The 22834-nt window shown below is 57.3% G+C and carries 22 protein-coding genes; 13 read left to right on the top strand and 9 right to left on the bottom strand.

Translation table 11 applies throughout. From position 1 onward, the window contains the following. Window positions 1-5 precede the first annotated feature (5 nt). From D1823_RS20210 to D1823_RS20195, 4 genes are read left to right on the top strand one after another with little or no spacing between them, the layout of a single operon-like run. The gene (locus D1823_RS20210) at window positions 6-815 is read left to right on the top strand and encodes a CbbQ/NirQ/NorQ/GpvN family protein (RefSeq protein WP_371415314.1); all 810 of its coding nucleotides are present in this window, start codon (window positions 6-8) and stop codon (window positions 813-815) included. An 8-nt stretch (window positions 816-823) separates the two neighbouring features. After that, window positions 824-2746: a nitric oxide reductase activation protein NorD gene (locus D1823_RS20205; RefSeq protein WP_117873449.1), complete on the top strand. Its 1923-nt coding sequence runs from the start codon at window positions 824-826 to the stop codon at window positions 2744-2746. Next, window positions 2743-3291, top strand: coding sequence for a cytochrome c oxidase subunit 3 (locus tag D1823_RS20200; RefSeq protein WP_117873446.1), 549 nt, complete (start codon window positions 2743-2745; stop codon window positions 3289-3291). Before D1823_RS20205 ends, D1823_RS20200 begins: the two co-directional genes overlap by 4 nt. A gap of 5 nt (window positions 3292-3296) precedes the next feature. Beyond that, the gene (locus tag D1823_RS20195; protein WP_117873444.1) at window positions 3297-3584 is read left to right on the top strand and encodes a cytochrome C oxidase subunit IV family protein; all 288 of its coding nucleotides are present in this window, start codon (window positions 3297-3299) and stop codon (window positions 3582-3584) included. A 54-nt stretch (window positions 3585-3638) separates the two neighbouring features. On the opposite strand, the gene hemA is transcribed toward D1823_RS20195, so the two are convergent. Beyond that, entirely contained in the window at window positions 3639-4862 is a 1224-nt protein-coding gene (gene hemA / locus D1823_RS20190; RefSeq protein ID WP_117873442.1) for a 5-aminolevulinate synthase, read from the bottom strand. A gap of 187 nt (window positions 4863-5049) precedes the next feature. Between hemA and D1823_RS20185 the strand changes: the two genes are divergently transcribed. After that, the gene (locus D1823_RS20185; RefSeq protein WP_117873440.1) at window positions 5050-5742 is read left to right on the top strand and encodes a Crp/Fnr family transcriptional regulator; all 693 of its coding nucleotides are present in this window, start codon (window positions 5050-5052) and stop codon (window positions 5740-5742) included. 226 nt (window positions 5743-5968) lie between these two features. After that, window positions 5969-6976, top strand: a complete 1008-nt coding sequence (locus tag D1823_RS20180) for a D-cysteine desulfhydrase family protein (protein ID WP_117873438.1) — start codon at window positions 5969-5971, stop codon at window positions 6974-6976. A gap of 86 nt (window positions 6977-7062) precedes the next feature. On the opposite strand, the gene D1823_RS20175 is transcribed toward D1823_RS20180, so the two are convergent. The 8 genes from D1823_RS20175 to D1823_RS20140 form a co-directional block, all read right to left on the bottom strand. Next, entirely contained in the window at window positions 7063-10383 is a 3321-nt protein-coding gene (locus D1823_RS20175; protein WP_162896896.1) for an adenylate/guanylate cyclase domain-containing protein, read from the bottom strand. Window positions 10384-10569: 186 nt separating this feature from the next. Further along, the gene (locus tag D1823_RS20170) at window positions 10570-10947 is read right to left on the bottom strand and encodes a VOC family protein (protein WP_117873435.1); all 378 of its coding nucleotides are present in this window, start codon (window positions 10945-10947) and stop codon (window positions 10570-10572) included. Window positions 10948-10950: 3 nt separating this feature from the next. After that, on the bottom strand, window positions 10951-11499 hold the full coding sequence (locus D1823_RS20165; protein WP_117873433.1) for a thioredoxin family protein: 549 nt from the start codon (window positions 11497-11499) through the stop codon (window positions 10951-10953). Window positions 11500-11620: 121 nt separating this feature from the next. Next, window positions 11621-12880 (bottom strand): TRAP transporter large permease, encoded by a 1260-nt coding sequence (locus tag D1823_RS20160; protein ID WP_117873430.1) that lies wholly within the window; start codon window positions 12878-12880, stop codon window positions 11621-11623. After that, window positions 12877-13410: a TRAP transporter small permease gene (locus D1823_RS20155; RefSeq protein ID WP_117873427.1), complete on the bottom strand. Its 534-nt coding sequence runs from the start codon at window positions 13408-13410 to the stop codon at window positions 12877-12879. The genes D1823_RS20160 and D1823_RS20155 overlap by 4 nt, the downstream gene beginning before the upstream one ends. A 63-nt stretch (window positions 13411-13473) precedes the next feature. Further along, window positions 13474-14448, bottom strand: coding sequence for a TRAP transporter substrate-binding protein (locus tag D1823_RS20150; RefSeq protein WP_117873426.1), 975 nt, complete (start codon window positions 14446-14448; stop codon window positions 13474-13476). A gap of 23 nt (window positions 14449-14471) precedes the next feature. Next, complete coding sequence (locus D1823_RS20145) at window positions 14472-15014, bottom strand: 3-hydroxyanthranilate 3,4-dioxygenase (RefSeq protein ID WP_117873423.1); 543 nt, start codon at window positions 15012-15014, stop codon at window positions 14472-14474. 105 nt (window positions 15015-15119) lie between these two features. Next, a complete protein-coding gene (locus tag D1823_RS20140) occupies window positions 15120-16073 on the bottom strand; it encodes a dihydrodipicolinate synthase family protein (protein ID WP_117873421.1) in 954 nt (317 codons plus the stop codon). Between the two features lie 147 nt (window positions 16074-16220). Here D1823_RS20140 and D1823_RS20135 point away from each other — a divergent pair, with 147 nt between their 5' ends. From D1823_RS20135 to D1823_RS20110, 7 genes are all read left to right on the top strand, one after another. Next, window positions 16221-16994 (top strand): aspartate dehydrogenase, encoded by a 774-nt coding sequence (locus tag D1823_RS20135; protein ID WP_117873419.1) that lies wholly within the window; start codon window positions 16221-16223, stop codon window positions 16992-16994. A 2-nt stretch (window positions 16995-16996) separates the two neighbouring features. Next, entirely contained in the window at window positions 16997-17962 is a 966-nt protein-coding gene (locus tag D1823_RS20130; RefSeq protein ID WP_117873417.1) for a LysR substrate-binding domain-containing protein, read from the top strand. Between the two features lie 81 nt (window positions 17963-18043). Next, window positions 18044-19474 carry an NAD-dependent succinate-semialdehyde dehydrogenase gene (locus D1823_RS20125; RefSeq protein WP_117873415.1) on the top strand — a complete coding sequence of 477 codons (1431 nt, stop codon included), beginning with the start codon at window positions 18044-18046 and terminating at the stop codon, window positions 19472-19474. A gap of 182 nt (window positions 19475-19656) precedes the next feature. Further along, window positions 19657-19806 carry a hypothetical protein gene (locus D1823_RS21985; RefSeq protein WP_162896895.1) on the top strand — a complete coding sequence of 50 codons (150 nt, stop codon included), beginning with the start codon at window positions 19657-19659 and terminating at the stop codon, window positions 19804-19806. Window positions 19807-19821: 15 nt separating this feature from the next. Continuing rightward, on the top strand, window positions 19822-20052 hold the full coding sequence (locus D1823_RS20120) for a hypothetical protein (RefSeq protein WP_117873413.1): 231 nt from the start codon (window positions 19822-19824) through the stop codon (window positions 20050-20052). After that, window positions 20045-21289, top strand: coding sequence for a gephyrin-like molybdotransferase Glp (gene glp, locus D1823_RS20115; protein ID WP_117873411.1), 1245 nt, complete (start codon window positions 20045-20047; stop codon window positions 21287-21289). The genes D1823_RS20120 and glp overlap by 8 nt, the downstream gene beginning before the upstream one ends. 288 nt (window positions 21290-21577) lie before the next feature. After that, a complete protein-coding gene (locus D1823_RS20110; RefSeq protein WP_117873409.1) occupies window positions 21578-22828 on the top strand; it encodes a sarcosine oxidase subunit beta family protein in 1251 nt (416 codons plus the stop codon). Window positions 22829-22834: the final 6 nt, after the last annotated feature.

Raw genomic sequence — 22834 nt, 5'->3', positions numbered from 1 at the left:
TGGATATGGATGGCTCCATGAACCTGAAAGAGGGGGCGGCAAACGCCCCCTTCTACCTCGCCCAAGGTGATGAATGCGATGTGTTCACCGCTGCCTACAACAACGACCTGCCGGTCTTGCTGAAAGGACCGACGGGCTGCGGCAAGACCCGGTTTGTAGCCCATATGGCTGCGAAACTTGGCCGCCCGCTCTATACCGTGGCGTGCCACGACGATCTCGCCGCCGCCGACCTGATCGGACGCTATCTACTGAAGGGCGGAGAAACCGTTTGGGTCGATGGCCCCCTGACCCGCGCGGTGCGCGAAGGCGCGATCTGCTATCTTGACGAGGTTGTCGAAGCCCGCAAGGACGTCACTGTCGTTCTGCACCCACTGACCGACGACCGGCGCATCTTGCCGATCGACCGAACCGGCGAAGAACTTGAGGCCGCGCCCGGTTTCATGCTGGTGGCTTCGTACAACCCCGGCTACCAGAACATCCTGAAAACCCTCAAACCCTCGACCCGGCAACGGTTCATCTCGTTGGAATTCGACTTTCCCTCGCCCGAGTTGGAGGCCGAGGTGGTCGCGGAGGAAAGCGGCCTGCCGCTGGAACGCTGCAAGCCGCTGGTGCGGCTGGCGGGCAAGTTGCGCGGGCTCAAGGGTCAGGACCTCGAGGAAGGTGTATCCACCCGGCTGGTCGTCTATGCTGCGACGCTGATCGCGCAGGGCATGTCCACCGACCGCGCAATCCTTGCCGCCATGATCGAACCTCTCACCGATGACGAGGATATCAAACGCGGGCTCCTCGATCTTGTCACCGCCGTCTTTGGGTGAGGCCGGCGATGGTCAGGATCGACTTTGAGCCATGGGAACCCGAAGAAACGATCGGGAAACTGTGGCACACCCTTGCCAGCCGCCTCGATGCACCCCAGGTGCATGTTGGAGCCGCGGTCGACCTTTCTGAGGTCGCGGGGCGGCTGGCAGTCCTCTTTCGGGGGCTCGGGGGTAGTCCGGGCGTTGAATTGCGCCCGGTCTCACCCGAGGTTTCGCGTCACCGCCTGAGTTGGCGCCGCAAACTTGCAACCGAAGTGGAATTGATGTCGCGCGCCTCGTTTGATGGAGAGGTTTTGCGCCTGCCCGACCGTCTGGCCGTATTCCCGGCGCGCGAAGCTAATGGCGCGCTCTATGTCTGGTTGGCCGCCGCCGCTGCCCATGCCGGAACCCGAATTGATGAAGACGATCCATTGCTTGCCGACCTGCGTGCCTTGATTGCCGCCCGGCACATGGTCGAGGCGACTTTGGACGACGCGCCTGGCTTGCGTCCGCTTTATACTGAGCTTTGCAAGGGCGTGCTGTATCAGCGCGACATCCCCAGCCTGCCGCCTGCCGAGGCTGCGGTCGAAGAACTGATCCGTCATATGCTGGGCGATCCCAAACCCTTGTCGGATCAGGCCGAGCAACTTCTGGCACTTGACGACGACCTGATCGCTCCGCGCGGCTATCAGCCGATGCGCCCGGTTCCCCTGTGGCCGGAATTGCGGGCAGTTGGGTTCTCGGAACACAACGAGGTTGAAAACCCCGATACTGAAGGCCCGCCAGAGGAATCCGGCGAAAAGACACACCGCGCCCGGCGCCGCAAATCAGATCAGGCCGAGCGCAGCGACAGTTTCATTCTGCACAAGTTCGAAGCCATCCTTAGCTGGGCCGAATTCCTGAATATCAACCGTCGCATCGATGACGACGATCCCGACAACGCCAAGAAGGCGGCTGACGATCAGGAAGAGATCGGTCTTGGCCAGATTTCAAAAGCGCCACCTACCAAGTTGAAGCTTCACCTTGATTTGGCGCCCGAGGACGTCAACCGCGAACGTCTGTCAGGTCGCATTCTATATCCCGAATGGGATGTGCGGACGGGTCAGTATCTGCCGGATCATGTGAACGTTCTGCTTTCGGATGCCGATATCCGCGACGATGCCGCCGAGTTTGGCAAGGATCCGGCAACTGCACGCCGCATTCGTGCCGTCAAGCGCCAATTCGAGGCGCTGCGCCCGGGGCGTGTGATGACTCGGGGCCATCTGGACGGAGACCAGCTGGATGTGGAAGCCGCTGTTCGGGCGCAGGTTGACCGCTGCGCAAATGGTGAAGGGACGGAACGCGTCTGGATGCAATCCCGTCCCGAGGCCCGTGATCTGGCGGTCTCGATCCTGCTGGACGTCAGCCGCTCGACTGAAAGCGCCGTCACTGGTCGCGCCGTGATCGATATCGAACGCGAGGCGCTGGCCGCATTGGCCTGGGGCCTGAACGCGTGTGGTGACGATTTCGCCATTCATGCGTTTAGTTCCCTCAAGCGTCAGCGCGTCTATGTGCAGTGTTGCAAACGGTTTGACGAGCAGATGGGAACCAAAGTTGAACAGCGCATCGCGTCGCTGCGCCCCGGACATTACACAAGGTTGGGCGCGGCAATCCGGCACTGTTCAGCAGACCTGGCAAGCCAGTCCCGCAAGCGCCGATTGCTGCTGGTCATAACGGACGGTAAACCAAACGATCTGGATCACTACGAGGGGCGCCACGGCATCGAAGACACCTGCATGGCCGTCCGTGAGGCGCGTCGGGCCGGACAGTCAGTGTTCGGCGTCACCATCGATAGAACAGGCAAAAGCTGGTTTCCGCGGATGTTCGGGCAGGGTGGTTTCGCGGTCATTCCTGATCCGCATCGCCTGACCATGGCGCTGCCGCAAATCTACCGCCAGTTGGTCGGCGCATGAGTGATGCCTCTCTGATCGACGAACTACCGGGCGAGTTCCTGATGTGGGTTCTCATCATTTCGGAGCTGCTGGTTTTTGGCGCGGGGATGATCGCCTTCATGGGCGTGCGCCTGACCGATCCGGCTGGTTTTGCAGAGGCGCAGTCGCATCTGCATCGCACCGGCGCGGCATTGAACACAGCGGTTTTGGTGACATCTGGCTATCTGGCTGCACAGGCGTTGCAATGGCGGCGAAACATGCAGCGTTCGCTGGCCCGTTTGGCGTTGATCCTTGCCGCGCTTCTGGGTGTCGTGTTCCTGATCATCAAGGGTACGGAGTATGCCGACAAGGCGTCCCAGGGGATTGGTTACGAAACGCACCCATTCTTTCTGTTTTATTACTTGCTGACCGGCTTTCATGCTGCGCACGTACTAGCCGGGGTTGGAATTCTGTTGCTGGTGGCGTGGCGTGATGACCCTGGCAACATAGAAGCTGGCGCGCAATTCTGGCACATGGTCGACCTGATCTGGATCATGCTGTTCCCAGTGATCTATCTGCTGGGATAAAACAGATGGTCCAACCTTCATCTTTGGCCAAAAATTCCCGCCAGAGGTCGCTGAGCCCCCTGACCCAAGCGTGGCTTGGGCTGTTGGCCCTCAGCGCCGGATCTGCGCTGCTTACTCTGATTGGCGCGCCAACCGCAGTCATTGCTGGCGGTATCGTGTTGTTGGCGTTGATCAAAGCTCGCGTGATCCTGAAACACTACTTGGATTTGGAGAACAGCCAAAGCTGGCTGCGCGGGTTCACTATGGTACTGGTGGGTTTCTCCGCAGTGATTTTTGCGCTCTATCTGGTCTGAGACAAAAAAATGCCGCCCCGAGAGGCGGCAGTATTCAAGCAAAGGGGGCCTTGGTTACTGAGCGGCCTGTGGTATCCGCGCAATCTGACAGCGTTGCCACAGCGTCGACAAGGCACCAACCAGATGATCAATATCCTCATCCGTGTGAACCGGGGACGGCGTGATCCGTAAGCGTTCGGTTCCTTTAGGAACAGTGGGATAGTTGATCGGCTGGATGTAGATGCCGAATTCTTCAAGAAGCGTATCCGAGATAAACTTGCACTTCACCGGGTCTCCTACCATCACCGGGATGATATGGCTGGGGTTCGGCAGATGCGGAATTCCTTCCGCATCCAGACGGGCGCGCACCTGATCCACACGGGCTTTTTGCAGATCACGCTCTGCGCTTGACTGCTTCAGATGCCGGATAGATGCTGCAGCACCAGCTGCGATCGAAGGCGGCAAGGCAGTGGTGAAGATGAAGCCGCTGGCAAAGCTGCGAACGAAATCACACAGAGCTGCCGACGCTGCGATGTACCCACCAACCACGCCAAAGGCCTTGCCCAACGTACCTTCAATCACGGTCAGGCGATCCATCAGGCCCTCGCGCTCGGCAATGCCACCGCCGCGTGGGCCATAGAGGCCGACGGCGTGAACTTCGTCCAGATAGGTCATCGCGCCGTATTTGTCGGCCAGGTCGCAGATTTCCTTGATCGGCGCGATATCACCATCCATGGAATACACGGATTCAAAGGCGATCATCTTGGGCGCGTTCGGGTCTGCGGCGGCCAGCTTGGCCTCCAGGTCTTCAAGGTCGTTATGTTTCCAGATTACCTTCTGCGCCCGTGAGTGGCGGATGCCTTCGATCATCGAGGCATGGTTCAGCGCATCAGAGAAAACAATCAGACCGGGGATCTTCGCAGCCAGCGTCCCCAGAGCGGCCCAGTTTGACACGTAGCCCGAGGTGAACAGCAAAGCGGACTCTTTGTCGTGGAGGTCTGCCAATTCTGTCTCAAGCAAGACGTGGTCGTGCGTAGTGCCCGAAATATTCCGCGTCCCGCCTGCACCGGCACCACAACGCTCCAGCGCATCGTGCATGGCGTTGATGACCGATGCGTGTTGCCCCATACCCAAGTAGTCATTCGAGCACCAGATGCGTACATCCCGCTGGATTGCTCCATCGGTCTGGCGTGCATTCGGGAAAGCTCCGCGGCGTCGCTGCAAGTCGATGAAAACCCGATAGTTCCCTTCATCTTTCAAAGCGTCGAGGCTCTGGCTGAAAAATCGCTCGAAATCCATCTGACATGCTCCCCGGATAACTGGCTGTGAACCGACCCTAGGGCAGCGATGGGCGCCACGACATGACAATTGTCAAGTTGATCTTCAAGAAAAAGGCTGGCCCTGGCACGCCGGCTTTGGCATAGCAGGGCATTGGGGATGATTACCCGGGCCATCGCCCGGACTGGATGAAGAAGGGAGTGCCTTCATGCCACACGAGGCACAAAAGGCGATTGCGCGGCAGTCTCTGCTTCTGCGCAGCCTGCCGGATCAGCATGTGGATACTTTGCTGAGGCAGGCGATTTGGCGGCAGTATGACCGTGGCGAGACGATCTTTCTGCAAGAGGAAGAAGCCAAGGCTGTACACGTCGTGCTGGCCGGATGGGTCAAGCTGTTCCGTATCTCTCCGACCGGGGCGGAGGCGGTGGTGAGCGTTTTCACCCGTGGAGAAAGCTTTGGTGAGGCCGTTGCGCTGCGCAATGTGCCATATCCCGTTTCAGCCGAAGCCGTTTCAGCCTGTGAAGTGATGCACATCCCCAGCCCGGTGCTGTTGTCACTGATGAAGGAAGACCCGGAAATCGGGGTGTCAATTCTGGCTGCCACGTTCACGCATCTGCATGCTCTGGTGTCCCAGCTGGAGCAATTGAAGGCGCAGACCGGGGCGCAACGTGTTGCAGAGTTTCTGTTGAACCTGTGCGATCGGGATTCCGGTCAGTGCGAGGTGGAACTGCCTTACGACAAGATGCTGATCGCCGGACGTCTGGGAATGAAGCCTGAAAGCCTGAGCCGCGCGTTTTCGCGATTGAAACCTGTTGGCGTCAAGATCGACAGGAACCACGCGGATATCGCTGACATGGATGACTTGCGGAACTACGCTGAAAGCGATCCGAGTGAGAAGTGAATTTCCACCGGCGGCCAAGTCCATCGAAATTGTAGTTTCGCGGAATACATAGAATCCAAAGCTGGCACCGTTCAAATGGGGGCTTCTCAGTCAAGCGCTTTTGCGCGCGATCAGCCTTTTGGCTTGATCAGTTGTCTTCCGCGCTGGCAGTGTCCTCTTTATCTTTGTCAGCAGTGCCAACCATCGGCACGAGTCGCTTGCATGAATGTGAAGGGGCACAGGGTTTATGATTGACGAGGCGCTTTCAAGCTTTCCCCGCGCGAAGTTGATGACATCGGTCACCCCGGTAGAACGGCTTGAGCGTCTTTCTGACCAACTGGGGCTGGATCTGTGGATCAAACGAGACGACCTGACCGGGCTCAGCTTCGGTGGCAACAAGACCCGTCAGCTGGAATTTTATTTGGGTGAGGCACTTCAGCAGAGGGCCGACACCATCCTGATCACGGGCGCGGTTCAATCCAATTTTGTACGCACGGCAGCCGCAGCCTCAGCAAAACTGGGAATATCGTCCATCCTTCAACTGGAAGAACGTGTGGCGAATATGGGAGAATGCTACCATCGATCCGGAAATGTTCTTCTGGCCCAGCTTCTGGGAGCCGAACATATGAGCTACCCCAGGGGTGAGGACGAGGCAGGTGCCGACAACGCTCTTCACGAACGCGCCGACCAACTGGTTGCTGAGGGGCGAAAACCGTATGTGATCCATCTGGGCGTCGATCACCCTCCGTTGGGGGCGTTGGGTTATGTGGCAGGGGCAGCCGAGTTGCATGCGCAGATCAGCGATTTCGACGCAGCGGTGGTGCCGTCTGGCAGCGGGTCTACCCATGGGGGGTTCCTGGCCGGATTGCGTTTGGTCGGGCAGTCTGCACCTGTTTACGGCATATGCGTTCGCCGCGATCAGAACCAGCAGAAAGCGCGTCTGCAAAAGGTCTTGGGGCGATTGGCAACCATGATGGGTTTCGACCCTGTTTTGGTTACGGGAGACATCTATACTTGGGACGGCGCCCTGGCACCTGGATATGGGCGGATTGGTCGGGCAGCCCGCGAAGCACTGACCCTCATGGCGCGCGCTGAGGGCATCCTTCTGGATCCCGTTTATTCTGCCAAAACCTTTGCAGGGCTTTTAGGGTTGCTTGAACAAGGCGTCATCCGCAAAGGCCAGAAAGTAGTTCTGCTGCACACAGGCGGCCAACCGGCGTTGTTTGGATATCAGGATGAGTTGCAATCGAGTTGATGCAACTACCTGTTGAGCACCCTTACTTTCAGGGCGATGGGATGGACGGAAGGTTATTGCCCGCCGAAAAGGCCAATAAAGGTTATCTACGATAGTTTCACTTGATCGAGCAAAGACATGGCCTGCGCAACATCGCGGGTCTGTGCGCCACCGACAATCTTTCCCAGTATCTCTCGAAGATCAGGGGGCGAGGCCGGTGTGCAGTCAAAGTGGCCGCAAGTTTGCACGTAATCCACGGCTGTTCGCAGTTCGAACATCCTTGCCTGCTGTTCGCGTGCGGTTTTCAGAGCGTCCATGAACAGATCGTCAGCCGTATTGTCCGTGGACCGCACCAACGCCTGTATCCGATCTGTTTCCGCTTGAGCCCACCCTTCATGGGTCAGTACCTGCTGTTCACGTGCTTCATCCAGCAGGCGCTGCGCTGCCATCGGTTCGCCCGCTGTCAATGACGCTTCGGCAAGGGCCGTCAGGAACACCGGCTTGTAGTTTCCAGCCCCGCTGGCCCACCAGGCTTCGGACGCCTCACGCATTGCACGGATCGTTTCTGGGCCAGGCGTGATCTGCGCATCTGCCCAGCAACGCCAGACATTCGCCGTCAATTTCATGAAGGGGAAGGTGTGTTTGGTTGCCAGTTCTTCAAGGCGAGCGGCAACGTCGTAAACTTGTTCCGGTTCACGCCGCAACAGGTGCAGCATACACAGATACGTCAGGGTCTGGGCCAGACTATGCGCGTGATCCAGTTCCTGTGCGGTTGCGACTGCCTGATGCTGGATCTCAAGTGCGCGATCAGGTTCCCCGCGCAACCAAACTGTTATGCTTAAAAAGCACGATGTAATGGCAGCATGATCCGTTCCATAGACATAGGCAAGGCGGCTGTGCTGCTGAGGATCATACAAATGCAATGCCTGCCATAGGTGATCATAGGCGGTGTCCTGGTGCCCGATATGCAACAAGACGGCACCCATGGCCCGGTGGGCAATCATCGTGTGGTGCGTTTCTTCGGTCAGATTGGCCAGTTCCAGCAACTGCGCCGCGACGTCCTTGGCAAGGTCGTATTCACCGCGGACCAGATGATACGCATAGAGTCCGTTGAGCACGGGAAACAATTGTTCGGTTTCGCCCAGCCGATTACACAAGTCGCGGATCCGGGCATATACCGCCCCCGTTTCGTCGGCCGCGATGCCAGCGGTCGAGCGAAGAACGCCAGCCCGCAACGTTTGTATTTTGGTTTCCTTGCGGTCGCGGTCAACCGAGTCATCCTGCTGTTTCAGCAACGCGATGGCACGACCCAGCTGAGTGGCCGCTTCGATCCCGGCCGAGCGTTCAACGGCACGTTGTCCGGCCTGATACCATTGTTCAATCGCTTCATCCGGCATATCTGCCATCGTGTAGTGATGAGCCAGAATTTCCGGTTCGGCGAAATTGTCATGCAATGACGAAGAGTTCAGTGCTTCGACCACACGAGCATGAAGCGTTCTCCTCTCCCGTTTCAGCAGGCTGTTGTAAGCGGTGTCGCGAATGAGAGCGTGGCGGTAACTGAACGTTTCCTCGGGTTCTGAAGCTGAGACAATCACGATCCCGGCATCCACGAGCGAATCCAGGCCGGAACGTAACGCCCGTTCATTAAAACGGGAAACGCTTGCAATCATCGGATAAGAGAATTGCGGGCCAATGACAGCACCAATCTGTGCGACTTCCTTGGCTGAGCTCAGTCGGTCAAGGCGTGCCATCAACGCGTCGTGCAGTGTTTTCGGTACAGGAGGCGATGGCGTGGACCGGTCCAGCGTATAGGCATCAGCACGTTCAGTCAGAAGATCGGATTCCAACAAATCCTTTGTCACCTCTTCCACGAAAAGCGGGACACCGTTGGATCTGGCGGCGATCAGATGGTAAACTTCGTCCGGGACGGTTTTGCCTTTGGCAATATCGTTCACGATCTCTTTGACCTGCACGAAGTCCAGTTGTTGGAGCGCGACGTGCATCAGGTTGTGTGATTGTGGCCAGCCCGGATCAAAGCCCGTACGATAACTCATTACCATCAGCAGGCGCGCGTCCCCAATCCGGTTCACAAGCCGGTCAAGCAGTGTCTTTGTCGTTGGGTCGATCCAATGCGCATCTTCAAACAGCAAGAGGGTCGGGGTTTCCTGCGCCGAGTTGATCATATGATTGACCAGCATTTCTAGCGTCTGCTTCATGATCTGCTCAGGGGTCAGATCCAGCGGGCCAAGCCTGTCTTCAAATGGGACCGACAATAGTGTCGCAGCCAGTTTCAGTGACCCTTCAGAAGGATCGCCCAGGATGCTGGAAATCTTTTCCAACTTTTGGTCCGCACCGTCATTAGCCCGAAGTTCGGCTGCATTTTCAAGCTGGCGAATGATCGGGTACAGCGCACTTGCATCATGGAAGGGTGAACACTGAAAGCGTAGCTGCTGATGGTCTGGACCCGGGATCTTGCGGCGAAGCTCTTCGATTAGCCTGGACTTTCCTATACCCGCCTCGCCCGAGACCGACACCACCTGACCATGGCCCTGGCAGGCCAGCCTCCACTTGCTTTGAAGGGTTTCGTGCTCCTGCGTGCGCCCGACCAATGAACTCATCCGGGCGTCGTCTGCCGCAAGGAAGCGGCTGACAGTCTGGCGCGTGCCGGTGACCTGCCAAGCTTCGACTTCTTTGGCAAAGCCTTTCAATTGAAAAGTGCCACGGCGCACATATTCGAAAGCTTCACCCGCCAGTTCCTGGGTCGTCGGCGCCACAATCATTGTACCCGGATCAGCCATCGATTGAAGCCGTGCGGCCAGGTTCGGGGTCTCGCCCATGGCCGTGCCGTCTTCGAACATCTTCTCTCCCCGCAGGTCACCGACGACAACCAGGCCGGTCGCGATCCCGATGCGGACTTCAAGATGTGCATGCGTGCGGATTTCCGGAATTTCGCGAATAATTCGAAGACCTGCATGAATGGCACGTTCCGGATCGTCTTCATGCGCATGCGGAAAACCAAAAAACACCATGATGCCATCGCCATAGTAACTAGCGATATGACCATCAAAAGCCGCAACTGCAGCAGCGCAGGTCTCCTTGAACAGTCTCAGAACTTCGGCCAGATCTTCGGGGTCCAGTTTCTGCGATATAGCCGTCGACCCAACAAGATCGATAAACATGACCGTCAGCTGTCTACGCTCGGCAACGATGTTGGGTACCTGACTTGCGCGTTGTGTTGCTGCGGGCCCTTGGTTTTCTTCCCGCATGGCTTTCAGAAAGCGGCGCCTGGGTCCTAGGGGCAGGCCAATTGTGACAAGGTCATCGTCACTCAGTTCCGACAGATCGCCCGGCTCGATCTCGTGCCGTGAAAAGGCATCGACATATTTGGACAAGCCGTGTCTGGCCAGCCAGTCCTTAGTATCAGTCATTCGACTGCCATGCATGTCGGCGGTGGCGCGATGCCATGCAGTCCCCATTTCTTTTAGCAAGTACAATTTACCCGGGAGTAGTCGGGAGAAATCTAACCCTATCAAGGACGACCCAGCAATTCGGGTCAAGTCTTCAAATTGAGAGAGAAACTGTTTACTGGCCAAAAATATCGGCGACTTTCGCCCTTATTCGTCAGCCGGAAAATCGATGTGGACATGATTGCCGTCCGGATCCCAGACATTCAACTGCACTATATTGACTGCCGTCAGAACCGCTCGGCGATAGAGAACATCGTTTACTTTGAGGTGAGCTTCGAAACTGTCCAACCCGTTTGCCGAAAAGGCGAAATGCTCGAGCTTCAGCTCGGCCTCCGATCCCGCGGCTTCGATCTCGACACCAACAAGATGCACGTAAGCGTGTTCACCGACATAAAGCCAGGCTCCGGGAAAGGGGAAGGGCGGGCGTGGGCCGACCTGCATCCCCAGAACTTTTCTGTACCATTCGATCATCTCCTCCAAACGTGTAGTGCGCAGGTTGACATGATCCAGCGTAGCGATCCCCATGACCTAGCCTCGCGTCCATTTGATCGAACATCCCATTGACGGACTCTGATGCCGGGGACCTTGCCCGGTCTGTGCAATCTGCAGCATGGCATTGACCAGCTCCGGTTCGCGCTCGCCTGTCTGGCTGCGGCCCAGATTGTCCAGACGGCCACGGTATTGCAGTCTTCCATCCGCATTCAGCCCAAAGAAATCGGGTGTGCAAACAGCACCATAGGCCTTTCCTATGGTTTGATCTTCGTCTACGAGATAGGGAAAGTTGAACCCATTTTCCCTCGCGAATTCCAGCATTTTCTGCGGTGCATCTTCGGGATACTCCCGATAGTCGTTTGACATGACCGCCAATACCCCAATCCCTTTCGACATCAACAGGCCCGTGTCCTGTGCAAGCCGGTCAGTGATTGTTTTGACATAAGGGCAGTGGTTGCAGATAAAGGCGATCAGCAATCCGTTTTGCAGGTGATCGGACATGGTGAAAGAATGACCATTCGGGTCCCTGAGCGTGAAATCCGGGGCCTGCCAGCCGAAATCGCAGATAGGAGTGTCGAGCAGCATGAAAACCTTTTTTGTGACCTGTTGACGTGTTCCCGCCAGCTTAGCTGACAGGAACCGATAAGTAGAGCGTGATTTCCGGCGCTAAATTTTCAACTGATTACGACCGGAAAACGTATCCAAATCAGATCAGCAGCGTTGACAGGCTTGGAAAATAGCTGAGCAGAAGCAAAACCAAAGTTACCGCGATCAGGAATGGCCAAAGCGATTTCAGGATTGAGCCGGGCGATGTGCCGCTCATGGATGAGGCGATGTACAATCCGATCCCGACCGGGGGTGTCATCAGCCCAAGCACAAGGTTCAGGCAGGCAACAATGCCAAATTGATAGGGGCTGATATCGTATGAACCGGTTGCAATTGGCAGCAGGATCGGAGTGATCAGGATAATCGCGGCGATGCCATCGATCACCATTCCAACCAGCAAAAGCGCCAGATTCACGATCAGCAGGAACACGAACGGGTCCGAAGTGACGGAGGTAACCAGCCCAGCCAGTTGCTGTGGTATTTCCTCATAGATGATGACCCAGCCGAACACGCTGGCTGCCGAGATCATGAACAGGATCATCGAGGCATTGGCCGCCGTGCGTTTGAACATCTGTGCCAGGTTGCCCGGCTTCAGGTCCCCGTAAACCAACCAGCCCACCAGAAACGCGATCAGGGATGCGATTGCGGCGGATTCGGTCGGTGTGGCGATCCCGAACAGAATACCACCTATGATTGACATCGGGATCAGCAGGGCAGGGGCGGCGCTGATCACGGCCTTGATGGTTTCACTGCGTGTCATCCAGTTCCCTTTCGGGAACTGCTGCCGCCACCCGATCAAGGTAATGACCAAAGCGAATGAAGCAGCCAAGATAAAACCGGGCAGAATCCCGGCAATGAACATGTCACCAATCGGGATCTGTGCCAGTACGCCGAAGATGACAAACATCATCGACGGCGGTATGACCGGAGCCAGAAGCCCGCCTGCGGCAGTCGTGGCAGCGGCGAAACCCTTGTCATAGCCTTCTTCCTTCATCGCGGGGACCATGGCGCGCGACATCACCGCGATCTGCGCCGTCGCAGACCCAATGATTGCCGCCATAAACATGTTTGCCAGCAAGTTGATATAGGCCAGCCCGCCGCGAAACCCGCCGACGAACACCCGGGCCAGCGCGACAAGGCGCCGCGTCATACCGCCTTCGTTCATCAATTCTCCGGTCAACATGAACAGAGGAATTGCCAGAAGGCCGTAATTCTCAAGGCCTCCGAACATTTTCTGCGCGAAGCTGTCATAAAGAACCGTGTTGCCGCTTTCCCAGATGTACCAGATGGCGGTGATCGCCAGCACGATCGCCACGGGCACGGAAAGAAGTAAAGTGGCCAGAAAGACGATGGGGCTCATGGCTGTGCCTCTTGCTCTGGGGTGCTCAGCAGATGCATGGTGGAATGCAGCGTCGCGCCCAATGCGAAAAGCCACATCACCAACCAGAACAGGTACTTTGGCAGGCCCAGGGTTAATGTCGGCTCGGCATAGATGAAATTGAATGTTTGACCTTGAAATACCGCCACATCGAATCCGTTGCTGGCAATGTCCAGCGGAAGGAACCAGCGCCAGCAGAACCACAGCATCGCAAGGGAAAAAGCAAACACGACCACGTCCACACTCTTGCGGATCAATCGTTTCGCGCGTCCGGGCACGTTGTCGGAAACAATGGAGATCGACACCGAACTGCGATGATGCAATGCGGAAGACGCGCCCAGAAAAGTCATCCAGACCATCGCGTAAATCGCCAGCTCATCAACCCAGAACAGGGCATTGCCCGCCGTGCGCGTCACGACATTCAGCAAAATCAAAACCGTTATGCAGACCGCCAGAAAGGCAGCGCACCACAACTCGACCCGCGCTAAGCCTGCCGACAGCCGATACAACATCGCTGTTCTCCCGTGAAAAAGGGCGCAGGATCGAGCTGCGCCCTCTTCGTCATGTCGTTTTCGTTATTTTGTTTCTGCCGCAGTCTGCCGCAAAGCGTCAAGGGAAGAGGTCTTCTGGGACCAGATCGCATTCCATTCCTCGATTGCGTCGCCGAAGAACGAGGCGTCGACCTTTTTGTAAGCCTTGCCTGTTCCTTCGATCTGTTCCAGCCATTTGGCATCGTTTTCAACGTAAGCATCAATGGTGCTGTCGACATGCTTGGCCATAAGTTCCGCAATCATCGCGCGGTCTTCTTCGGACAAACCAGCCCAGACCTTGGCCGAAACCAGACCGACCATTGGGAACATCATGTGATCTGACTGCACGATCGTGTCGGCGTGTTCATAATATTTTAGTACCCAGATCAGCTCGGCATCCATGTCTATGGCGTCGACCTGACCATTGGCCAGCGCATCATAGACGGCAGGCAAGGGCATGGGCGTGGGTGCTGCGCCCACCGCGTTGTAGAAATCCAGGATCGGTGTGAAGGGCGTGATCCGCAGTTTAAGGCCCGACAAGTCTTCGGCGGATGAGACCTCGCCACGGCTTACGATCTGACGCAATCCGGCCATCCCATATCCCAGTCCAACGACACCTACCTGCCCTGGCAATGGTTCCAGCATGGATTTGGCGGTGTCAGACCGCAGAATGCGCCCTGCGTGCCCAATGTCATCTGCCAGATAGGGCGCATAAAACGCCCCCAATTCAGGCGCGCGGTTGGAAACCTCGGCCACCGTCATGAAGGCCATGTCCAGCGCGCCGGTCTGCAATTGTTGCAGCATTTCGGCCTCATTGCCCAACTGGCGGGCCGGGAAAACCGATACCGAATGTGCGCCACCACTGGCCTCATTCAACTCAGCCCCGAACGCCTCGGCGGCTTTGGTCCAGATGTGCGGTGGCGGCGTGATCAGACCCAACCGAAACTCTTCGGCGTGAATGGCCACGGACGACAGTGCCAGCGCAGCCGCAGAGGCGGCGATTTTTGCGAGATGTCTCATTTCTTCCCCTGTTTGATCTTGTTTTACAACGTGACCCAGCCCTCGGGCGGTTCCTTTCCCGGGTGCACAGCCTGACAATTGGGGCAGGTGCGGTCTTGTTCCGAGGCATAGAACTTCTGATAAACCGGAGGCAGGTCATCAACGATGGACTTTAGCTGCATTTCTGCACGATGCACCAGTGATCCGCATTCGAAACAATACCATTCGATGGCGTCCAGCTCTCCGGTCTGGCGCTTGGGTTCAATTACAAGCCCGATCGAGCCTTCCTGAGGGCGCTGTGGTGAATGGCGCACATGCGGAGGCAGCAGGAAAACTTCACCTTCACGGATCGGAACATCATAGAACTCCTCTCCGTCATAGATTTTCAGCACCATGTCGCCTTCAAGCTGGTAGAAGAATTCTTCAACCGGATCATCGTGGTAATCGGTTCGCTTGTTTGGCCCACCTACAACGGTAACCATCAGATCGGCATTTTCCCAAACCTGACGATTCCCTACGGGCGGCTTGAGCAGATGGCGATGCTCGTCGATCCAGGCCTTAAAGTTGAACGCTTTCAGTTTTGACATGTCCCACTCCCTATCCTGGAAAGTTTGGCGCGTTTTTCCATAACCGCAAAGCAATTATCAGCATCTCGCTATCCGATTTCCTTATACTGCTAGGCCTCACCCGGCTCAGACGCGCAGCCCGCTTTCATCAAATGCTTTGCGAATGATCGCTTTTTCCGCGTCGGTCAGTTCCAGCATCGGCGGGCGTACACGACCACCGACCTGACCCAGCAACTCTAGCCAGTATTTCCCGAATGCAGTGGGTTTGCCCGCAGGACGGGCGCGTTTCATCGCATTGCGGACTGGGTTCAGACTGTCAAAGACACGCCGCGCTTCATCCGCCTGTCCCGCAAAGGCCAGACGTGTGTATTCGTTCATTCTCCGATCGACCGTGCTTTGCAGTTGGTAGGGCGGAGAGGAGCAGAGATACAGCTTCCAGTCCAGTTCCAGTATGTTGTCCAGCCATTCATGTTCGGCCGAAGTCGAGACGTGGATCCTGTCGCCCACCATATGGGTCAGCTTCACGTACATCTCACGCGGAACCGAATACTTAATGGCCACGATATTCGGCAAATCAGCAATGCGGGCGCATTCTTCAGGTTGCATCAAATAGCCGCTGTCAGGATGGCTCCACATGGCGATGCCGATATCCAGCTCTTCGCAGAAGCGCTTGTAGTACTGATACAAGACCTCGCCACGATCCTGTACGAAACTCAGAACCGGGGCGTGAAGAACGATGTAATCTGCACCGCAATTCTGGGCGTAATGCGCTAGGTCCAACGCAGTATTCATGCTCTGGTCCGAGACCGAGACGATTACACCGGCTTCGCCTGCGCATTCGTCGACCGCGATTTCGAAGTTACGCTTGCGCTCTTCGATGCTCATTGAAAAAAATTCGCCCTGTTTGCCGGCGACGAACAGGCCCTGGATGTCCAGGTCATCGATCCAATGGCGGATGTTGGCGCGCAGTCCCGATTCATCCAGAGACAGGTCATCATTGAACGGGTTCAATGCAGCTGCCCATATCCCAGTCATATGTTCGCGGGCATAGGCCTTCGCGTCGTGTTTTGAGTACTTCATTTTCACCGTGGTCCCAGTGGCATTGATATGAAGAAAAGCACACTGAGCGGGTCGATCCAGCGCTATTTCAGAGAAATGGCTATCTGAAAAACATATATCACCAACTTACCAATTCAGATTTTTTCAATGCTGATCTAGGGTCGAGACATGAAGATCGCAGTCATTGGAACCGGCGCAATCGCGCAGTATGTGCAGCGCATGTTGCCAGAACATGGGCATGAGTTGGCGGCCATTCTGGTCCGGCCACAGCGCGTTGATCCAAAATCGCCTATGTCGGTCGGTTCGGTTGATGACCTGCCGGCCGGAATCGAAGTGGTTCTGGATTGCGCGGGGCACGAGGCATTGGCCGGGTTGGGTCCGGAAATTCTGGCGCGAGGGCTGGATATCATCAGTGTCTCTGCCGGGGCACTTGCGGATCAGCAGGTCAGTGGCCGGCTGGACAGGGCCGCGCGAAAGGGTGGGGCTCGGCTGCATCTGGCAAGCGGTGCCATAGGCGGGCTGGACTGCCTCAGCGCCGCAGCGGTCGGTCCGCTCAAATCCGTTACATATGTGGGGCGCAAGCCGCCGGCGGGGTGGAAAGGATCACTTGCTGAACACAGTCTTGACCTCAGCAGTATCACCGCGGCTGAAACTCATTTTCAGGGTTCCGCGCGAGAGGCGGCTTTGGCTTACCCCAAGAACGCAAATGTCGCCGCTGCCGTCGCCTTGGCAGGTGTGGGATTCGACAGCACACAGGTTCGTCTGATCGCCGATCCGACGATCCACAAGAACATTCACGAGGTTGAGGCCGAAGGTGATTTTGGCACTTTTCAGTTTAGGATCAGCGGAACCGCGCTGCCCGACAACCCGCGAAGCTCGGCGCTTGCGGCCATGAGCGTGCTGTCCAAGCTGGATCAGCTTTGCGAGCCGATTGTGCTGTAGCCATGGTGGGGCGTCATTCTCGCATCGTGGACCGCGCCTTGACCCGTCTGAAACTGCGACAACTGCGTCTGCTGGTCGCGGTGGGCGCGCATGGAAACATTCAGAATGCCGCGCGGGAGTTGGGAATATCTCAACCAGCAGCAACCAAGATGATTCAGGATCTTGAGCTGGACTTTGAAGTCAAACTGTTCACACGCACCAATCGAGGAGTTGTGCCAACCGTTTTTGGCGAAACTCTCATACGTCACGGGAAACTGATATTTGCACAGGTTTCAAATGCCGCGCAGGAACTGGACGATCTGAACGAAGGAAACTCCGGCCGTGTCGTGGTGGGCACGTTGCTTGCGGCGTCCACCAGCCTGCTACCTGCCGCCATTGAACTGCTGCTGGAAGACCGCCCGAACGTCGCGGTCAAGATCAGCGAAGGGACCAACGAGGTACTTATGCCTCGGCTTCTGTCGGGTGAGATCGACATGGTTGTAGGACGTCTGCCGTCGCACCGGCATCGTGACAAGATTCGGCAGGAAAAACTGTTCGAGGATCGGATATTGGCCATTGTAGGCCCTCGGCACCCACTGGCGGGCTGGGACGCCGTGACCTTTGCGCAAACCAAACCGTTTGGCTGGATCCTCCCCCCGCAAGAGACAACGTTGCGACGTCAGGCGGATCATTTTTTTGTCGGTCAGCAGCAATATGTGCCACCGGTCGCGATTGAATCCGTGTCCTATCTGACGAACCGGGCGCTGCTGCAATCACGTGACCTGATCGGCCTAATGCCTGCCGAGGTCGTCGCCCAGGATATCGAAAACGGGCATCTTGCCCAGCTCGCCTGGGTGGTTCCGTTTGGGCAGGGGCCAATAGGAGTGTCCTTCCGTGCGGACGACGATTTGTCGCCTGCGGGGCGAGCTTTCAAAACGGCTCTGCATCGCGCGGCGCAGAGCAGACAGACCAGATATTCGCCAAATTGATATCCGTATTCGCGCTATGCGCTTGAAGTAATACGAGGCATCGAGCGATCAAAAATCAAGGCAAACGGAGGCCCCGATTTCATGTATCCAGAGCTCAAGCTTTTCATCGGCGGCACGTGGCGAAAAACCGGTCGCGATATCCCGGTTGTCAACCCGGCGACCGAGGAAGAACTCGGTCGATTGCCTTGCGCATCGGTGAAAGACCTGGACGACGCGCTGCAAGCGGCCGTCGAAGGCTTTCGACTGTGGCGCCGTACACCGCCGCGTGAGCGTGCGGATACGATCCTGCGGGCGGCAGCCCTCATGCGTCAGCGACAGGAAGAAATCGCGCATTCCATCACTCTGGAACATGGCAAACCCCTAAAGCAGGCCCGGCTGGAGGTCATTCGCGGTGCCGAGTTCTTTGAATGGGATGCGGGCGAGGCGATGCGGACCTATGGGAGGATCATTCCGGCAGCTCAGGGTCACAAGTTTGCAGTTCATCACCAGCCTGTTGGCGTTGTCGCCGCGTTCTCGCCGTGGAACTTCCCCATGAGCCAACCTGCCCGGAAAATCGCCGGTGCTTTGGCCTCTGGCTGTTCGGTGATCCTGAAGGCTGCGGAAGAAACGCCAGCCGGAGCTTTACACATAGCAAAAGCGTTCGAAGATGCCGGTCTGCCTCCGGGGGTTCTGAATTTAGTGTTCGGTGAACCGTCCGAGATATCCGGCCACCTGATCCCGCAGGACCCCGTTCGCTTGGTGGCCTTCACAGGGTCGACAACCGTTGGGCGCCATTTGACCACTTTGGCGGCCCGGCATGACACCCGAGTGCTTATGGAGTTGGGCGGCCATGCGCCGGTCATTGTTTGCGAAGATACGGATGTGCAATCAGCGGCTGTTTCAAGCGCGGTGCGCAAAACGCGCAATACCGGTCAGGTCTGCACGTCGCCAACCCGTTTCTTCGCGCATGAGAGTATATTTGACGCCTATGCGGCTGGGTTTACCGCGCGGGCTAAAGCCACAGTCGTCGGCAATGGGCTTGAAGCAACGGTTGAAATGGGCCCAACGGCCAACGACCGGCGCGTGCCGGCTTTGACAGAACTGGTTGAAGACGCGGTGGCACAGGGGGCAACGCTTGCCACCGGCGGATCGCGGCTTGGTGAACGGGGATATTTCTTTGAACCCACGGTGCTATTGAACGTTCCCGAAACGGCGCGGATCATGCGCGAGGAGCCGTTTGGACCGGTTGCCGTGATCAATTCGGTGGCTTCGCTGGATGAGGCAATCGATCTGGCGAATTCAGTTCCCTACGGTCTGGCCGGATACGCTTTCACCAACCGGGCGGATTATATCGACCGTCTGATCGACGAGGTCGAGGTCGGCAATCTGTCGATCAACACACTTGAAGCATCCATGCCTGAAACACCCTTTGGAGGCGTGAAATCCAGTGGCTATGGTCGGGAAGGCGGAACCGAAGGCCTTGAGAATTACATGACGGTCAAGAACGTCTGGCATTCGGCTAAGATCATCTGAAAAAGAGATCCCGATCCTCGTGCTCGTTCACTTTTTCATGGCCGTGCCAGGCTTTTTCTTTCGAAACCGACCAAAGGGCAACGCAACGAACAGTGCGCGGCTTCGGTTGTGATTTCAGAACCTGTGGAAGCAGTAGAGGCGGCCATAGTGCCCTTGCTGACAAAGGCCCCGAACGGCGGGTCATGACCTATGTCAATGACAGTACGCCTGACGTGATGTCCATTGGCCGGGAATTTCTGGCCGGGCCGTGCGACAAAAACCATCGCTCCCTTTTGCCGGTGGTGATCAGCGTTCTGGCTGACCTGCTGGGGGATTCCTGCCGGGCGGCCTGAACTCCGGAGGGACAGATGAATGCTTCGCTGAAACTAACTGCAGCAATCTTTGCTGGACTCTGGGTCTTTGCCCACGCTGCATCGGCCAAGGTTATCTCCGAGGCCGCAGTAATACATCAGAGCATCGACCCGAAGGCGAACACACCAATCCTCGCCTTTCAGTTTGAGCTGAGGTCACCGCAAATCCCTGCCGGGGCTACAGGGCTCCAAGACTTCTTTGCATATTTGGAGGATCAACATGGCTGATGGATGTGCCTGTGACCGCCACGCCAACGTGTATCTGAGTGTAGATCACGCCCTTGAGCGCGGTCTTTCTGTGGCCGATCCTCTTACTGAAACCGAGACTTTGCCGCTGAAACAGGCGATAGGCCGGGTTCTGGCCGAGGATTGCACCAGTAAGGTCGACATGCCCGCCTTCGACAACTCTGCCATGGATGGCTATGCCATCCGCACCAGAGATCTGGGCGACGGACCGGTATTCGAACTTCCCGTGGCCGGACGCGTGGCTGCGGGCGACCCCGGCGACCATGATGCACCCGAAGGCAGCGCTTTGCGCATCTTTACGGGGGCTCCTGTGCCGCCTGACTTCGATGCTGTGCTGATGCAGGAAGATTGCGATCTCGTGATCGACAGGGTTCGATTCAGCCGCCGCCCCAAACCCGGCCAGAATATCCGGCGTGCGGGGGAAGATCTTTTTGCTGGGGGTCCGATCCTGCAGCGCGGTTGCGAAATTGGACCGCGTGAGGTGGCAGCCCTGGCATCCGCCGGGTACGGCGAGGTCTTGGTGTTCCGAAAACTGAAGGTTACGATCTTTTCGACAGGCAGCGAGCTGCGCCAACCGGGCGAACCCCTTGGCCTCGGCCAAATCTACAACTCGAACCGTTATATGCTGCTGGCGTTGTTGCAAAAACCCTGGATCGAACTGAACGACCGGGGGCCGGTCGAAGATGACCCGGCCCGTCTTGGACGGGTTCTGCGCGAGGCATGCGATACCTCGGATCTGATCGTTACAACCGGGGGAGTGTCCGTAGGGGATGAAGATCACATGCCCCGACTGTTCAGCGAGATCGGCGGCGAAACCGATGTCATGAAAGTCGCGATGAAGCCAGGGAAACCGGTCATATTCGGGCGGCGCGGACGTGCTCTCTATGTTGGTCTGCCAGGCAACCCGGTTTCGGCTTACGTGACATGGCAGATAATCGGATCGCAGATGATGGCGCGCCGCGCGGGTCTGCGTCACATGCCTCAGACACCTGTGCAGGCGGTGCTGGCCGAACCCTTGCATCGTCACGCGGGCCGGCAGGAATATCGACCGGCCCAGATTGACGGCACCTCGCCGGATGGCCTTCCGAGGTTGCGTCTTATGGCACCATCCTACAGTGGCCGTGTGGCTTTGCTGGCGCAGGCAGACGGGTTGGTGATCATACCGGCAGAGGCCGAGGACCTGCCCGCAGGGCATACGCTTGAATTGTTGCGGTTCTGATCCCCACACACGCGGCGGTGCCTATGGCGTTGTAACAACAACCCCGCAATCACGGAAGACAACCGGACGATGGCCGGGCGGCTTCGCACGGAACGTTGATCTTCGCGCGATGGCTGCACGGGCCCGTGACCCATGCATTGGTAATTTGCTCAGTCGTCCAACAGTCTATCCGAACACGAGCCTGAAAATTGTCGCAACTGATAAACTCTGTGACGGATTACGCCGTGACTGAGTCCGTTCAGGTGGCTCAAGATGCATCGACGCACAAAGGGTTAAGGACTCATCCATATGCGGTATTCGGCACTCGCGATCATGCGGCAGGTTTTGAACGGGCACCGGGGCTGGACACCGGCATGGCGCGATCCCGAACCTCAATCAAGCTATGACTTCATCGTGATTGGCGGCGGCGGTCATGGCCTTGCTACGGCATACTATCTGGCCAAGGAACACAACGCCGCAAGAGTGGCCGTTCTGGAAAAAGGCTGGATCGGCGGCGGTAACGTGGGGCGGAACACGACGATCATTCGCGCCAATTACCTGTTGGAGGGCAACCAGCCTTTCTATGAACTGTCGCTGAAACTGTGGGAGAACCTGGAGCAGGACCTGAACTACAATGCGATGGTCAGCCAGCGCGGTATTCTGAACCTTTGTCACACGGATGCGCAGCGTGACGCGTATCGCCGCCGTGGCAATGCAATGATGTTCACCGGTTCTGGGGCCGAACTTCTGGATACGGACGGCGTTCGCGCGATGTATCCGTTCCTGAACTTTGACGATGCGCGCTTTCCGATCAAGGGCGGTCTTTTGCACCGTCGTGGCGGCACGGCGCGTCATGACGGTGTGGCCTGGGGCTATGCCCGTGCCGCGGATCAACGGGGTGTCGACATCATCCAGAATTGCGAAGTCACCGGGTTCCGCATCGAAAACGGAAAACTGCTGGGTGTTGAAACCACACGGGGATATATCGGCGCCAAGAAGGTGGGCGTGGCGGTGGCCGGTTCTTCCGGCCGCGTGATGGCTCAGGCGGGAATGCGTCTGCCGATCGAAAGCCACGTGCTACAGGCCTTTGTGACCGAAGGGCTGAAACCGGTTCTTGACGGGGTGATAACTTATGGCGCCGGACATTTCTATGTCAGCCAATCGGACAAGGGCGGGCTGGTCTTTGGTGGCGATATCGATGGCTATAACACCTACGCCCAACGCGGCAACCTGCCTGTGGTTGAGGATGTGGCCGAAGGTGGCATGTCCCTGATGCCGATGATTGGCCGCGCGCGCCTGCTGCGGATGTGGGGCGGTGTGATGGATATGTCGATGGATGGCTCGCCGTTCATAGATCACACCGAAATTGACGGGCTCTATTTCAATGGTGGCTGGTGCTACGGCGGTTTCAAGGCAACGCCAGCATCTGGTTTTTGTTTCGCGCATCTTATGGCCACCGACCGACCGCATGAAGTTGCAACTGCCTATCGTCTGGACCGGTTCAAAACCGGACGGATGATTGACGAAAAAGGCGTGGGCGCACAGCCCAACCTGCACTGAGGAGGC

Source organism: Ruegeria sp. AD91A (assembly GCF_003443535.1).
Lineage (GTDB): Bacteria > Pseudomonadota > Alphaproteobacteria > Rhodobacterales > Rhodobacteraceae > Ruegeria.
The sequence above is the reverse complement of the archived record's forward strand: the minus strand, read 5'-3'. Positions and strand labels throughout refer to the sequence as shown.